Source organism: Pseudomonas sp. EA_65y_Pfl1_P113 (assembly GCF_963970525.1).
Classification (GTDB): Bacteria; Pseudomonadota; Gammaproteobacteria; order Pseudomonadales; family Pseudomonadaceae; genus Aquipseudomonas; species Aquipseudomonas tritici.
In genome coordinates this window covers 22379-36039 of record NZ_CAXAQM010000048.1, presented here as the reverse complement: position 1 = coordinate 36039, position 13661 = coordinate 22379, and the positions used below count along the sequence as shown (strand labels likewise).

At 61.1% G+C, this 13661-nt stretch carries 14 protein-coding genes and 2 pseudogenes; 8 read left to right on the top strand and 8 right to left on the bottom strand.

Annotated elements, in window-relative coordinates; genetic code table 11:
- Positions 1-93 (bottom strand): annotated as a pseudogene (locus tag AACY52_RS26365) (hypothetical protein); the annotation flags it as partial.
- Here AACY52_RS26365 and AACY52_RS26360 point away from each other — a divergent pair.
- The 3 genes and pseudogenes from AACY52_RS26360 to mnmH form a co-directional block, all read left to right on the top strand.
- Positions 89-505: pseudogene (locus AACY52_RS26360) on the top strand (TerC family protein); the annotation flags it as partial. The pseudogenes AACY52_RS26365 and AACY52_RS26360 overlap by 5 nt on opposite strands.
- A gap of 94 nt (positions 506-599) precedes the next feature.
- Positions 600-1634 (top strand): selenide, water dikinase SelD, encoded by a 1035-nt coding sequence (selD, locus tag AACY52_RS26355; RefSeq protein ID WP_339420104.1) that lies wholly within the window; start codon positions 600-602, stop codon positions 1632-1634.
- On the top strand, positions 1634-2731 hold the full coding sequence (gene mnmH / locus AACY52_RS26350) for a tRNA 2-selenouridine(34) synthase MnmH (protein ID WP_339560972.1): 1098 nt from the start codon (positions 1634-1636) through the stop codon (positions 2729-2731). Before selD ends, mnmH begins: the two co-directional genes overlap by 1 nt.
- Positions 2732-2868: 137 nt before the next feature.
- Here the strand turns inward: mnmH and AACY52_RS26345 are convergent, their stop codons facing one another.
- Both AACY52_RS26345 and AACY52_RS26340 read right to left on the bottom strand, forming a co-directional pair.
- A complete protein-coding gene (locus AACY52_RS26345) occupies positions 2869-3924 on the bottom strand; it encodes a permease (protein ID WP_339420107.1) in 1056 nt (351 codons plus the stop codon).
- Between the two features lie 44 nt (positions 3925-3968).
- Positions 3969-4670, bottom strand: a complete 702-nt coding sequence (locus tag AACY52_RS26340) for a histidine phosphatase family protein (protein ID WP_339420108.1) — start codon at positions 4668-4670, stop codon at positions 3969-3971.
- 251 nt (positions 4671-4921) lie between these two features.
- Between AACY52_RS26340 and AACY52_RS26335 the strand changes: the two genes are divergently transcribed.
- The 3 genes from AACY52_RS26335 to hemB all read left to right on the top strand — a co-directional run bounded on the left by AACY52_RS26335 (position 4922) and on the right by hemB (position 7554).
- Positions 4922-5620 carry a glutathione S-transferase N-terminal domain-containing protein gene (locus tag AACY52_RS26335; protein WP_339428086.1) on the top strand — a complete coding sequence of 233 codons (699 nt, stop codon included), beginning with the start codon at positions 4922-4924 and terminating at the stop codon, positions 5618-5620.
- A gap of 2 nt (positions 5621-5622) precedes the next feature.
- Positions 5623-6465, top strand: a complete 843-nt coding sequence (locus AACY52_RS26330) for a PhzF family phenazine biosynthesis protein (protein WP_339438946.1) — start codon at positions 5623-5625, stop codon at positions 6463-6465.
- Positions 6466-6579: 114 nt separating this feature from the next.
- A complete protein-coding gene (gene hemB / locus AACY52_RS26325; protein ID WP_339420111.1) occupies positions 6580-7554 on the top strand; it encodes a porphobilinogen synthase in 975 nt (324 codons plus the stop codon).
- A gap of 119 nt (positions 7555-7673) precedes the next feature.
- Here hemB and AACY52_RS26320 read toward each other — a convergent pair whose 3' ends face one another.
- A complete protein-coding gene (locus AACY52_RS26320; RefSeq protein ID WP_339420112.1) occupies positions 7674-8288 on the bottom strand; it encodes a LysE family translocator in 615 nt (204 codons plus the stop codon).
- A 146-nt stretch (positions 8289-8434) separates the two neighbouring features.
- On the opposite strand from AACY52_RS26320, the gene AACY52_RS26315 reads away from it, so the two are divergent.
- A complete protein-coding gene (locus AACY52_RS26315; RefSeq protein ID WP_339436223.1) occupies positions 8435-9520 on the top strand; it encodes a DUF1615 domain-containing protein in 1086 nt (361 codons plus the stop codon).
- Here AACY52_RS26315 and AACY52_RS26310 read toward each other — a convergent pair whose 3' ends face one another.
- A complete protein-coding gene (locus AACY52_RS26310) occupies positions 9521-10315 on the bottom strand; it encodes a DUF4349 domain-containing protein (RefSeq protein WP_339438948.1) in 795 nt (264 codons plus the stop codon).
- A 157-nt stretch (positions 10316-10472) separates the two neighbouring features.
- On the opposite strand from AACY52_RS26310, the gene AACY52_RS26305 reads away from it, so the two are divergent.
- On the top strand, positions 10473-10889 hold the full coding sequence (locus AACY52_RS26305) for a PaaI family thioesterase (protein WP_339420141.1): 417 nt from the start codon (positions 10473-10475) through the stop codon (positions 10887-10889).
- 103 nt (positions 10890-10992) lie between these two features.
- Here AACY52_RS26305 and AACY52_RS26300 read toward each other — a convergent pair whose 3' ends face one another.
- From AACY52_RS26300 to AACY52_RS26290, 3 genes are read right to left on the bottom strand one after another with little or no spacing between them, the layout of a single operon-like run.
- Positions 10993-12174 carry an acetyl-CoA C-acetyltransferase gene (locus tag AACY52_RS26300; RefSeq protein ID WP_339420116.1) on the bottom strand — a complete coding sequence of 394 codons (1182 nt, stop codon included), beginning with the start codon at positions 12172-12174 and terminating at the stop codon, positions 10993-10995.
- Positions 12175-12185: 11 nt separating this feature from the next.
- Entirely contained in the window at positions 12186-12845 is a 660-nt protein-coding gene (locus tag AACY52_RS26295; protein ID WP_065872325.1) for a CoA transferase subunit B, read from the bottom strand.
- Between the two features lie 34 nt (positions 12846-12879).
- Positions 12880-13578 (bottom strand): CoA transferase subunit A, encoded by a 699-nt coding sequence (locus tag AACY52_RS26290; protein WP_339420117.1) that lies wholly within the window; start codon positions 13576-13578, stop codon positions 12880-12882.
- Positions 13579-13661: the final 83 nt, after the last annotated feature.

Below are 13661 nucleotides of genomic sequence, written 5' to 3'. Positions count from 1 at the left end.
CGCACCGACGTAGAACAGCAGGATGCGCCAGAACACCGAGCCGATAGCGCTTGGAATCGTCTTCTGCGGGTTGCGTGCTTCACCGGCGAGCATGGACCCCGAGCCCGAAGAGAAGGCCAGCGTCGGCAATACGGTAGCCATCGGTTTCGCCGCGGCCATCGGGCAGATCCTGTTGCTTGACCTGGTGTTCTCCATCGACAGCATCATCACCGCCGTGGGCATGACCGAGCACTTGCCGATCATGATCATTGCCGTGGTGACCTCGGTGATCGTGATGCTGGTGGCGGCCGAGCCGTTGGCCAAGTTCATCAACGATAACCCGACCGTGGTGATGCTGGCCCTGGGCTTCCTGATCATGATCGGTATGACCCTGATCGCCGAAGGCTTTGGTGCCCATGTGCCTAAAGGCTACGTTTACGCGGCCATGGCGTTCTCCGCGGCCATCGAATGTCTGAACATTGCCAGGCGCAACCGCCACAAGCGTTTGCTGGCGGCCCGGCAGTAACGGCTGAAACCAAAAGGCCGGCTGCGCTCACAAGAGCTCAGCCGGCCTTTTGCTGTCTGTTAGAATTCGCGCACTTGATAGCGTGAGGTCATACATGAACGAGCCGATTCGTCTTACCCAGTACAGCCATGGCGCGGGGTGTGGCTGCAAGATATCGCCCCAGGTATTGGAGGTGATCCTTGCCGGCAGCGGCGCGCAGAACCTCGACCCCAAGCTGTGGGTGGGCAACGCTTCGCGCGATGATGCAGCGGTGTACGCCATCGACGATGAGCGCGGCGTGGTCTCCACCACTGACTTTTTCATGCCGATTGTCGATGATCCCTTCGACTTCGGGCGGATTGCAGCGACGAACGCCATCAGCGACATCTACGCCATGGGCGGTGACCCGCTGATGGCCATCGCCATTCTCGGCTGGCCGGTCAATGTACTGGCACCGGAGATTGCCCGGGAAGTGATCCGTGGCGGCCGTTCCGTGTGCGACGAAGCCGGAATCCCACTGGCGGGGGGCCACTCCATCGATGCCCCGGAGCCGATCTTCGGGCTGGCCGTCACCGGCATCGTGCAAAAGCGCCATATGAAACGCAATGACACCGCAACCGTGGGTTGCCGGCTTTATCTCACCAAACCCCTGGGCATCGGCATCCTGACCACCGCTGAGAAGAAGGGCAAACTGCGTGAGGCGGATATCGGCCTGGCGCGTGACTGGATGTGTACGCTGAACACACCTGGCAGCCGTTTCGGCAAATTGACGGGTGTCACGGCGATGACCGATGTCACCGGTTTCGGCTTGCTGGGCCATCTGGTGGAAATGGCCGACGGCAGCCGCCTGACGGCCCGCATCGAATACAACAAAGTCCCACGTCTGCCGGGGATTGAGGACTACCTGGATCAAGGTTGCATGCCGGGTGGCACCCTGCGCAACTTCGACAGTTACTCCGCCAGGCTCGGGCGCCTGCAGGAGTTGCATAAGCGTGTGCTGTGTGACCCACAGACCAGCGGTGGCCTGTTGATCGCGGTCACCCCCGAGGGTGACGCCGAGTTTCATGTCGCCGCCGCCGAACTGGGCCTGGCCCTTGAGCCTATCGGCGAACTGGTTGAGCGACAGACCCACGCGGTAGAGGTGTTTTGATGGCCGCTGACATCACCGACTACCGCGATATCTTCCTCAATGACCGACCGATGATGGATACCCGCGCGCCGGTAGAGTTCGTCAAAGGTGCCTTCCCGGGTGTAGTCAACCTGCCGCTGATGAGCGATAACGAGCGTCAGCGGGTCGGTACCTGCTACAAACAGCAAGGCCAGCAGGCCGCAATCGTGCTGGGCCACGAGCTGGTGTCCGGGGCAATCAAGGCTGAACGCATCGATCAGTGGGCGCTGTTCGCGAAGACCAATCCCCATGGCTACCTGTATTGTTTTCGCGGTGGTTTGCGCTCGCAGATCGTGCAGCAATGGCTCAAGACTGAGGTGGGCATTGAGTACCCGCGTGTGGGCGGCGGTTACAAAGCCATGCGCACCTTTTTGCTGGAGACGCTCGAGCAAGCGGCAACGCAGTGTGATTTCGTATTGCTCGGCGGCATGACCGGCACTGGCAAGACCGAGGTGCTCGGCCAGTTACACAATGCCCTGGACCTGGAAAACCATGCCAACCATCGTGGTTCCAGCTTCGGCAAGCGCGCCACGGCGCAGCCGTCCAACATCGACTTTGAAAACCGCTTGGCGGTGGACCTGCTGAAAAAACGCGCAGGGGGGGGCCAGCAGTTCGTGATCGAGGACGAAAGCCGCATGATCGGCAGTTGCGCGCTGCCGTTGCCGTTGTATAAAGGCATGCAGACGTATCCGATGGTATGGCTTGAGGACAGCGTCGAAGGGCGGGTCGAGCGCATCTTGCGCGATTACGTGGTGGACCTGTGTGCCGAGTTCATCGCGCTGTTTGGCGAGCAGGGCCACGCGGTGTTTGCCGGGCGTCTGACCCAGAGCCTGGCCAACATCCACAAGCGCCTAGGTGGGGAGCGCTTCCAGCGGCTGCAGGCGATCCTGCAGGACGCGCTGGCGGAACAGGCGCGTAGCGGTGCAGTGGATTTGCATCGCGTGTGGATCGAAGCCTTGTTGCGCGAGTATTACGACCCGATGTATGCGTTTCAGCGGGAGAGCAAAGGCGCGCGGGTCGAGTTCGCGGGAGAGCAGAGGGCAGTAGTGGAGTATCTGCGTAACAGGGTGAATGGGTGATATTCAAGGGCCTATTCGCGAGCAAGTCACTCCCACATGTTGACCGTGTTCCTACAGGGTAAACGCGGTCTGGATGGGCGCGTGGGGGGGCGACGATTCGACTTGCTCGCGAAAGGGCCATCAGCCCCACTGAATAACTACAGGATGAGCGCCCCGATCAGCCCACACACCACCCCCGCCAGCATGGTCAACCCGGCCACCGTAATCAGCACCCTTGCATCAAAGTCCTTACGCAGCATCAGCAGCGACGGTAGGCTCACGCTGGGCAGGGTCATCAGCAACGCCACGGCCGGGCCGGTGCCCATGCCCAGGGTCATCATGGTTTGTACGATGGGAATCTCTGCGGCGGTCGGAATCACAAACAGCGTGCCGACGATTGCCAGTGGCACCAGCCACATCAGGCTGTTGGTCATGGCGCCGTCCACATGGGGGAATAGCCAGACTCGCGCCGCGCCCAGGACCAGCACCGCCAGGATATAGATCGGAATTGTGCTCCAAAACAGCTGCCACAGGGTGCGTAACCAGCGGCTCAGGAACGGTTGCGAGTCGACAATATTGACCTCGGCTATCGCATCCAGTGCGGCTGCCGGCACCTGTTCAGACCGCGCAATGCGCTGCGCCACGAGAGAGACACCCACCACCAGCACAATCCCCGCCACCAGCCGCAGGGCGGTAAAGCCCCAGCCCAGGACAAAACCCATGAACACCAGGGTGGCCGGGTTCAACACCGGGTTGGCGATCCAGAATGCCAGCGCGGCCCCCACCGATACTTGCTGACGCCGCATACCCGCCGCGACCGGCGCCGCACAGCAACTGCACATCATCCCCGGCAAAGCAAACAGCCCGCCGCGCAGGGTGGAGCCCAGTCCGGCGCGGCCAAACAGGCGCAGCAACCAGTCGCGGGGGATCAGCACTTGCAGCAATGAGCCAAGAATCACCGCCAGCACAGCGGCCTTCCAGATCGCCAGGAAATACACCTGGGCATAGGCCAGCGCCGCCGCCAATGGCGAGCGTTGTTGATCGTTGAGAATCGAGGCGCCGATGCTGTGGTTATCGGCGGCAACGAAGGCCTTGAGGTAGTAGGGGGACCACTTCACATAGTAGAGGCCAACGCAGGCTACCAGCAGGAACAGTGCAGGTTTCCACCAGATAGACCAGCCCCGGTTGGGCTGGGAGGAAGTGAGGTTAGGCATGGGGATGATCCGCAGGTGAGTCGATAGCGGCGTATCATACGCTGTCAGCTATCGGCACTCACCTGCGTGGGGTTCGGACAGGTCTGTTCACCGTTGTTCAAGCCTTGCTTGTAGTTGCGGCTCAGCAGCGAGGCCTTGCCGTTGTGCCAGGTCAGCGTCAGCACATACAGGGTGTCGTAGTCGCTGCCCGACCAATCGTCGGTGATGGTGTGCTTTTCGCCCGACGCTTCACTCGCCACCTTGTTGATCAACTCCGGCAGATAGCCGTGGGACCAAGCGGTGTAAATCGTGGCGTTGTGGTACTTGTCTTCCACCAGCTCATCGGCGAGGGCGCTGGTGTCGTTCGCGGAAAATTTGATGTTGACCGGCAGGCCGAGCTTGATCGCGCTGGGGCTGATGGTCATCAGGGGGCGAATGTAGCTGTAGGAATTGTCCAGCTCACCTTCCTCCACATTACGTGTGGGGTTGGCCGCAAATACGAAGTCGGCATTGCCGAATTTTTCCGGCAGCAGGGTGGCCAGGTTCATTGCTCTGTTGAGGCCTTGGCAATTGAGTTGGCCCAGGCCGCCTGCCGGTTTTTCACCATGGCGCAGGAACACCAGGGTTTGTACGCCGTTCACCTGTTCGGCCCTACTGACGCGCGATTCCAGGGTCAGGCCGATAGCGCCGCCTACGAGCAACAGCGGCAACATGATGTATGAATATCGTTTTAGGCGTAGCGCAAGGCACAACGGCTTGATGGTCATTATTGTCGAGTCTTCAGTGCATCGGATTAAGGCGGACAAGCCCGGCCCCAGTGACGCATCCGGCGTCCTGCGGTGTTCCCTGTCAGTATTGCGGTTCGCCTCCGTTCACCGTTTAAGCGCACTTAAGAGTGCGCGAGGGCCTATTGGTTCGCCCAGACGGGATAATAGCCAGCGGTTGTTGCGTATTGATGACCCATGCAGGACACGGAACAGATGTCTATCATGGAGCCTTTCTGTTCAGGAGCTCCCCGATGAACTCACTCGCTGCCTTCCCGATCAACAGCAAATGGCCCGCCCAGCATCCCGAGCGCTTGCAGCTGTACTCGCTGCCGACACCCAACGGGGTAAAAGTCTCGATCATGCTCGAAGAGCTGGGGCTGCCTTACGAAGCGCATAAAATCAGCTTCGAGACCCAGGACCAGTTGTCTCCCGAGTTCCTGTCCCTGAACCCCAACAATAAGATCCCCGCGATCATCGACCCCGATGGTCCCAGCGGCCAGCCACTGGCGCTGTTCGAGTCCGGCGCGATCCTGATCTACCTGGCGGAAAAAACCAGCCAACTGCTCTCCGAAGACCCCGCCACCCGCTATGAAACGATTCAGTGGCTGATGTTTCAGATGGGGGGCATCGGCCCGATGTTTGGCCAGTTGGGGTTTTTCAATAAATTTGCCGGCAAAGCCTACGAAGACAAGCGCCCCCGCGACCGTTACGCTGCCGAATCCAGGCGCCTGCTGGACGTGTTGGAAAAACGCCTGCTGGGCCGCACCTGGATCATGGGTGACGACTACAGCATCGCCGACATCGCCACCTTCCCGTGGATCCGCAACCTGATCGGTTTCTACGAGTCCGGTGACCTGGTGGGCATCGCCGACTTCCCCAATGTACTGCGCGCGCTGGACGGTTTCGTCGCACGGCCGGCGGTGATCCGTGGCCTTAGTATTCCGAGCTGAGCATGCCGACTTTCGATTTCAAACAGCTGGATGTCTTCACCAGCGTTTCGCTCAAAGGCAACCCATTGGCGGTGGTGTTCGGCGCCGATAGCCTGACCGACCAGCAGATGGCGGACTTTGCCAACTGGACCAACCTGAGCGAAACCACGTTCCTGCTGACCCCGCGCGACCCCGAGGCGGACTACCGGGTGCGGATTTTCACGACCTTGCAGGAACTGCCTTTTGCCGGGCACCCGACACTGGGCAGTTGCCACGCATGGCTGCAGGCGGGCGGTATTCCCAAAGGTGAGGAAATAATCCAAGAGTGCGAAATCGGCTTGGTGCGTATCCGTCGCCAGCATGATGAGCTGGCGTTTATCGCACCGCCTTTGTTGCGCGCCGGGCCGGTGGAAGCGCCTGTCATAGAGCGCGTTCGCCTGGCGTTGGGCTTGGCGCCAGAGGCCATCCTGCGTAGCCAGTGGGTCGACAACGGCGCGGGATGGTTGGCAGTGATGCTGGCTGATCGCAATCAGGTGCTGGATCTGCAACCGGATTACTCACAACTGCTCGGTTTGGCCGTGGGTGTGATCGCCCCCTGTGATCCCGCGAGGGACGACGTGGATGCGCAATTTGAAGTTCGCGCCTTTATCGCGGGCGACGGCGCCCCGGAAGACCCCGCCACCGGCAGCTTGAATGCCGGTGTCGCGCAATGGCTGCTGGCCGAAGGCCTGGCGCCTGAGCGCTATATGGTCAGCCAGGGCACTGCGCTGGGGCGTGCGGGGCGTATTCGCATTGAACGCCAGGGTGAGGAAATCTGGGTGGGTGGCGCTGTGGCGGTGTGTATCGAAGGGCGTTTACAGCTCTAGATCAATAAATTGTTACGGCCCTCGCAATACACTATTGGGCCCTCCGGGTTTGTGTTGCCGGTGCCTGGGGGCATAAGCTTCGCCCCAAAGTTTTGACCTTTATCCAGGATTGCCATGACCAGCCAGTTCCCCCAAGCCCGTCCACGCCGCCTGCGCCGCTCCCCGGAGCTGCGTGGCTTGTTTCAGGAAAGCGAGTTCACCCTCAACGACTTGGTACTGCCGATTTTCGTCGAAGAAGAAATCGACGACTTCGTGCCCATCACCAGCATGCCGGGCGTGTTACGCATCCCCGAGAAAAAACTGGCCGGTGAAATCGAGCGCTATGCGCGTGCCGGCATCAAGTCGGTGATGACCTTTGGCGTGTCCCACCACTTGGACGCCAACGGCAGCGACACCTGGAAAGAACGCGGCCTGGTTTCGCGCATGTCCTCGATCATCAAGGACGCGGTGCCGGAAATGATCGTGATGTCCGACACTTGCTTCTGTGAATACACCGACCATGGCCACTGCGGCGTGATGCACGGTGCGCATGTCGACAATGACGCGACGCTGGTCAACCTCGGCAAGCAAGCCGTGGCCGCTGCCCGTGCTGGCGCTGATGTGATCGCCCCTTCGGCAGCGATGGACGGTCAGGTCCAGGCAATCCGCCGCGCCTTGGACGACGCCGGTTTCACCCACCTCCCGATCATGGCTTACTCCACCAAATTCGCCTCGGCCCTCTACGGCCCGTTCCGCGAAGCCGGCGGCAGCGCGCTCAAGGGGGACCGCAAAAGCTACCAGATGAACCCAATGAACCGCCGCGAAGCCGTGCGCGAATCGCTGCTGGACGAACAGGAAGGTGCCGATGCGTTGATGGTCAAGCCGGCCGGCGCCTACCTCGATATCATCCGCGATATCCGCGAAGCCTCGCGTTTGCCGGTGGCGGCTTATCAGGTCAGTGGCGAGTACGCGATGATTAAGTTCGGCGCCCAGGCTGGCGCGATTGATGAGGATCGTGTGGTGCGTGAGACCTTGGGGTCGATCAAGCGCGCGGGTGCGGATTTGATCTTCACCTACTTCGCGATGGACCTGGCACTGGCCGGGATCTAGAAAACACCGCAAGTCTAAATGTGTGTGGGCTTGCCCGCGATGACAGTGGGTCAGTTGCAAATATTCAGCTGACCCACTGCCATCGCGGGCAAGCCCACATTGTTTGATTGCAGTGTTTATCAGCGCTGCGCAAACGCCAGGTTCAAGCCCAACCCCGCAAAGGCCGCCGCGAAACTGCGGCGCAGCCAATTCTGCACCCGTGGCGACTCGATCACTGCGCGGCGAAACACATTGGCCAGCAGGCCATACATCACGAACACCGCAAACGTCATCGCCATGAATACAGCACTCAGCACCAGCATTTGCAGGGCAGGGGCCGTGCTGCCTGGCGTGACGAACTGGGGCAGGAAGGCCAGGAAGAAAATGGTCAGCTTCGGGTTGAGAATGTTCATCAACAGGCCGCGCAACATCAGGGTCCGTGCACTTGAAAGCGCAGGGGTGTCGCTGACCGCAAACGCCGAGCGATCCCGCCAAGTGGCGTATGCCACGTACAACAGGTAGGCGACGCCTGCGTACTTGAGCGTATCGAACGCTAATGCACTGGTGTGCAATAGGGCGGACAGACCAAGAATCGAAGCCAGTAAGTGGGGAATGATCCCGGCGGTACAGCCCAGCGCGGCGAACACACTGGCGCGCTTGCCGGCGGTGAGGCCTGTGGACACGGTAAAAATCACGCCGGTGCCGGGAATCAGCACGACGATCAGGCAGGTGATGAGGAAGTTCAGGCTGAGCATGGCATTCAAACTCCGTGTAAGAATGGTCGATGACAGATCCTGTCACGTTTGTGATTGCCTGGCGAGCACGCCAGCGCGGCGAACCCTGGTTAGACTTACCGGTCGATATCTGCAACGCCCGGCCCGCCGTCATCCAAGGAAACCCCATGTATTCAAGCCGCCTGATCCTGTGCCTTGCCACGTTGCTGGTGCTGGCCGGTTGCTCTACAACCCGCAACCCGCAACAGCCGGAGCGCAGCGAGGCTGAGGTGAAGGCGCAGATCGTGCGCTTGCTGCCGGCTAACGTCTCGGACCGCAACGGTTGGGCCCAGGACATCTACACCGCCTTCGACACCCAGAAAATCTACCCCAGTACGGAAAATATCTGCGCCGTGCTGGCGGTGACCGAACAGGAATCCACTTACCAAGTCGATCCGCCCGTGCCGAACATGGGCAAGATCGCCCAGGATGAAATCCTGCGGCGTGCCGGTAAGGTCCATGTGCCAGCCTTTTTCGTACGCAGCGCACTTCAATTGCGCTCGCCCACGGGCAGCACATACGCCGATCGCCTGAGCGCCGCACGCACGGAGAGGGACCTGAGTGGCATCTTTGATGACTTCATCAGCATGGTGCCCCTGGGCAACACGTTATTCGGTGGTTTCAACCCGGTGCATACCGCAGGCCCGATGCAGGTCAGCATCGACTTTGCGCAGAAACAGGCACGGGGTTATCCCTACACGGTGGACGGCACTATTCGCCGTGAAGTCTTCACCCGCCGTGGCGGCATGTACTTCGGTATCGCGCATTTGCTGGGTTACCCGGTGAACTATGACCAGCCTGTGTACCGCTTCGCCGACTTCAATGCCGGTTGGTATGCCAGTCGCAATGCCGCGTTCCAGGCCGCCGTCAGCCGTGCCTCGGGCACCGAGTTGGCGCTGGATGGGGATTTGATACGGTACGGCTCATTGCTACCCGGCACCACCGAGTTGGCAGTGCGTTCCCTGGGCGCGAAGCTGGATATGCGCAATCCGAGCATCCGCAGCCAGCTGGATCAGGGTAAGCACCTGGATTTTGAAGAGACCGCTCTGTACAAACGCGTGTTCGCACTCGCGGACAAAGCCGCCGGCAAGCCGATGCCACGGGCGATCCTGCCGGGCATCGTGCTCAAGAGTCCGAAGATCACCCGCAACCTGACGACGGCGTGGTTTGCCAAGCGGGTGGATGAGCGGTATCAGCGTTGCATGAAGCGCTGATCAGATGCGGCGTTTGACAAAGCGGCGCCACAGCCACACCCACAACCACACCACCGGGAACGCCAGGATCACGAACGGCAGCACATAGCTTGAGCGTTCCAGGGCGTCGGCAGTGCCCTCGACCATATTGTCCCCCAGGTTGCTGAACATCCGACTGAACCGTGACGGCTGGTTCGCGCCGTCAAGGGAACGGAAGTTCAGGGTCACGCGGTTGGTGTCGAGACGGCGTTGCTGGCCGGCAGCGACTTGGGCGAGCGCCTGCAATTCGTTCTCTATACCCGCCTGTTCCTTGCTCAGGGCGATCAGGTCACTGACCGTGATGTCCTTGCGTTTGGCCAATTCATCCAGGCGTTGTTGCTGGGCCAGCAGGCGGTCCTGCCGGCGGCGTAAGTCGGCGACCGCATCGGCCAGGTCCTCGGCGGTGGTGATGCGTTGGCCGAGTTTGCCACCTTCAGCGGCCATCGCGACCATCGGCTCCACACCCGTCGGCGCGATACGTAGAATGATCTGGCCACCGTTGCCGTCTTCGGTGATGCCCAGGATATTGCACGCGCCAAAGCGTGCTGTTTCGCAGGCCTCGCGTGTCGCCTGCATGCGCGGCGCGAGCAGGGCGCCGGGCAGGGCCAGGCTCAGCTCGTGCTCGTAGGCCAATTGCGCACCGGCACGGCTCTGCTCGCCGTTGATCACCCTGGCGCGGGAGTGGTCCTTGGGCGAGCAGCCAACCAGGGCCAGGCCGGCGACCAAGATTATTAAGCCGGTGCGAAGCGGATGGGGCTTGCCGTCCAGATGGCGCATTGCTGTTCCTTGCGGGGTACGGGGGGATTTTACGGCGATTAAAGCGGGTCTGGTGGATTAACGCAAAGCATCGCGGGGGATTTGCGTGATGGATGGTAATGGCCGCTGCTTGTGGCGTGGCGTACACCTCAATCTTCAGTTCAAGGAAGCGTTCGCCATGATCGCCCACTCAGTGCCCGAAGGTTTCGTTTCGCTGCCCCGCAGCAGCCCATTGCTTGATCTGCTTGGCCCGGCGTATTGCCGGGGTGACGGCGTGCACCTGGAAATCGCCCTGCGTGCCGACAATCGCCACGCCAATGGACGCGGCACGGTGCATGGCGGCGTGTTGGCGACCTTGGCAGATGTCGGCATGGGCTACGCGATGGCGTTTTCCATTGAGCCGCCACTGCCGCTGATTACCGCGAGCATGACCTTGGATTACCTGGGGGCGGTGCAGGTTGGGGAGTGGATCGTGGTGCGCATGGAACATCACAAACGCGGGCGGCAGATGGCGTTTGCCACGGTGAGCCTGCAGGTGGGGGAGAAGGTGGTGGCGCGGGCGAGTGCGGTGTTTGCGGTGCCGCGCAGTAGCTAGCGAGCAAGCCCGCACACATTTGAACTGTGTTTTTTCAGGCGTACCGCGAAAAGAAAAGGCCCGGTTTTCGTGGAACCGAGCCTCCTCCCTGTTGCTCTTTGAATCAGTTGCGTTCGAGAGCGAGGGCCACGCCTTGGCCGCCGCCGATGCACAGCGTCGCCAGGCCTTTCTTGGCGTCGCGTTTGATCATTTCATGCAGCAGGGTCACCAGCACGCGGCAGCCTGAGGCGCCAATCGGATGGCCGATGGCGATGGCGCCGCCGTTGACGTTGACCTTGTTGGCGTCCCATTCCAGTTCTTTGCCTACCGCCAGGGATTGCGCGGCGAAGGCTTCGTTGGCTTCGATCAGGTCCAGGTCGCCCAGGCCCCAACCGGCTTTGTCCAGGCAGCGGCGGGTGGCCGAGACTGGGCCGATACCCATGATGGCCGGGTCGACGCCGGCGTTGGCGTAGCTGGCGATGCGCGCCAAGACCGGAAGGCCGAGGGCCTTGGCTTTGGCGGCACTCATCAGCAGCACCGCAGCAGCGCCATCGTTCAGGCTGGACGCGTTGCCGGCGGTGACGCTGCCGTCTTTCTTGAAAGCAGGTTTGAGCTTGGCCAGGGACTCGGCGGTGGTGCCGGCGCGCGGCTGTTCGTCCACGGCGAAGGCTACCGGGTCGCCTTTGCGCTGGGGAATCAGGATCGGGGTGATCTCATCCACAAAGCGGCCGGCTTCGATCGCAGCAGTCGCTTTTTGCTGTGAGGCGGCGGCGAACGCATCCTGGGCTTCACGGCTGATGCCGTACTTATCGACCAGATTCTCGGCGGTAATGCCCATGTGGTAGTCGTTGAACGCGTCCCACAGGCCGTCGGTGATCATGCTGTCGAGCATCTTGGCATGGCCCATGCGCAAACCAGTGCGCGCGGCGGGCAGTACGTACGGGGCCAAACTCATGTTCTCCATGCCGCCGGCAATGATGACCTCGGCGTCACCGCAACGGATGGCTTGGGCGCCCAGGTGCAGGGCCTTGAGGCCAGAGCCGCAGACCTTGTTCAAGGTCAGGCTTGGCACCGCATGGGGTAGGCCGGCGAGGATCGAGGCCTGGCGCGCCGGGTTCTGGCCGCTGCCCGCGGTGAGCACCTGGCCGAGGATCACTTCATCCACTTCGGCCGGGTCCAGGCCGGTCTGTTCCAACAAGCGACGGATCACGGCGGCGCCCAGTTCGGGGGCCGGGATATTCGCCAGCGAACCCTGGAAGCTGCCAACGGCGGTGCGGGTGGCAGCAACAATCACGACGTCTTGCATGAGCTCTGTCCTCACTGGAAGTGCATTTCTGGAACGTGGTCCGGGACGATCAGTTTACCGGCGGTCTTGCTCACAATCTCTTCCACGCTGACGCCAGGTGCGCGTTCCTTGAGGACAAAAGCGCCATTTTCTATTTCCAGGTACGCCAGGTCAGTCAGCACACGCTTGATGCAGTTCGCACCGGTCAGCGGCAGGCTGCACTGGCTGAGCAGCTTGGATTCACCATCCTTGGACGCGTGGGTCATGATCACGATGATGTTTTCTGCACCGGCCACCAGGTCCATGGCACCGCCCATGCCTTTGACCAGCTTGCCGGGGATCATCCACGAGGCGATGTTGCCCTGTACGTCCACTTCAAATGCGCCGAGCACGGTAAGGTCGACGTGGCCGCCGCGAATCATCGCGAAGGACTCGGCGGAGGAGAAGATCGACGCACCGATGCGTGCGGTGACGGTTTGCTTGCCGGCGTTGATCATGTCGGCGTCAATGGTGTCTTCGGTTGGAAACGGGCCCATGCCGAGCAGGCCGTTCTCCGATTGCAGCATGACTTCCATGCCTTCGGGAATGTAGTTGGCCACCAGGGTCGGAATGCCGATGCCGAGGTTGACGTAGAAACCGTCCTGCATTTCGCGGGCGACGCGTTGAGCCATTTGTTCGCGGGTAAGAGCCATTTTATGAGTCCTTATTGTTCGGGCTGGAGGCGGATTATTTGCGCACGGTGCGCTGTTCGATGCGCTTCTCGAACGTGCCGCAGATGATCCGGTCGACGTAGATGCCAGGGGTGTGGATCTGCGCCGGGTCCAGCTCGCCCGGTTCGACGATTTCCTCGACTTCGACCACGGTGATCTTGCCGGCGGTGGCTGCCAGCGGGTTGAAGTTCTGGGCGGTGTGGCGGTAGATGACGTTGCCGAAATGGTCGGCTTTCCAGCCTTTGACGATGGCGAAGTCACCGGTGATGGATTCTTCCATCAGGTACGGGCGACCGTTGAATTCGCGGGTTTCCTTGCCCTCGGCAACCGGGGTGCCGACGCCGGTGGCGGTAAAGAAGGCTGGGATGCCGGCGCCGCCTGCGCGCATTTTCTCGGCCAGGGTGCCTTGGGGGGTCAGCACCACTTCTATTTCGCCGCTGAGCAATTGCTTCTCGAACAAGGCGTTTTCACCGACGTAGGACGCGATCACTTTGCTGATCTGCTTTTCTTCCAGCAGCACGCCCAGGCCAAAACCGTCGACGCCGCAGTTGTTCGAAACCACGGTCAGGTTGCGGGTGCCTTTGCGCTTGATCTCGGCGATGAGGTTTTCCGGAATGCCGCACAGGCCAAAACCGCCGGAGAGGACGGTCATGCCGTCTTCAAGGCCTGCCAATGCTTCCTCGTAGGACGCCACGCGTTTATCGAAACCTGCCATATGCACCTCTATTATTGTTTGTGGGCCAGCCAATGAACCGAGTGTTGCTCTGACGGATTGATTTGTTAAGTTGTTTTTTTAGG

Coding starts and splice junctions, on each gene's coding strand:
- AACY52_RS26290 (WP_339420117.1), bottom strand. CDS start 13,578: ATGGCAGGTTTCGATAAACGCGTGGCGTCCTACGAGGAAGCATTGGCA.
- AACY52_RS26345 (WP_339420107.1), bottom strand. CDS start 3,924: ATGCCTAACCTCACTTCCTCCCAGCCCAACCGGGGCTGGTCTATCTGG.
- selD (WP_339420104.1), top strand. CDS start 600: ATGAACGAGCCGATTCGTCTTACCCAGTACAGCCATGGCGCGGGGTGT.
- AACY52_RS26340 (WP_339420108.1), bottom strand. CDS start 4,670: ATGACCATCAAGCCGTTGTGCCTTGCGCTACGCCTAAAACGATATTCA.
- AACY52_RS26320 (WP_339420112.1), bottom strand. CDS start 8,288: ATGCTCAGCCTGAACTTCCTCATCACCTGCCTGATCGTCGTGCTGATT.
- AACY52_RS26310 (WP_339438948.1), bottom strand. CDS start 10,315: ATGCGCCATCTGGACGGCAAGCCCCATCCGCTTCGCACCGGCTTAATA.
- AACY52_RS26330 (WP_339438946.1), top strand. CDS start 5,623: ATGCCGACTTTCGATTTCAAACAGCTGGATGTCTTCACCAGCGTTTCG.
- hemB (WP_339420111.1), top strand. CDS start 6,580: ATGACCAGCCAGTTCCCCCAAGCCCGTCCACGCCGCCTGCGCCGCTCC.
- AACY52_RS26295 (WP_065872325.1), bottom strand. CDS start 12,845: ATGGCTCTTACCCGCGAACAAATGGCTCAACGCGTCGCCCGCGAAATG.
- AACY52_RS26305 (WP_339420141.1), top strand. CDS start 10,473: ATGATCGCCCACTCAGTGCCCGAAGGTTTCGTTTCGCTGCCCCGCAGC.
- AACY52_RS26315 (WP_339436223.1), top strand. CDS start 8,435: ATGTATTCAAGCCGCCTGATCCTGTGCCTTGCCACGTTGCTGGTGCTG.
- mnmH (WP_339560972.1), top strand. CDS start 1,634: ATGGCCGCTGACATCACCGACTACCGCGATATCTTCCTCAATGACCGA.
- AACY52_RS26300 (WP_339420116.1), bottom strand. CDS start 12,174: ATGCAAGACGTCGTGATTGTTGCTGCCACCCGCACCGCCGTTGGCAGC.
- AACY52_RS26335 (WP_339428086.1), top strand. CDS start 4,922: ATGAACTCACTCGCTGCCTTCCCGATCAACAGCAAATGGCCCGCCCAG.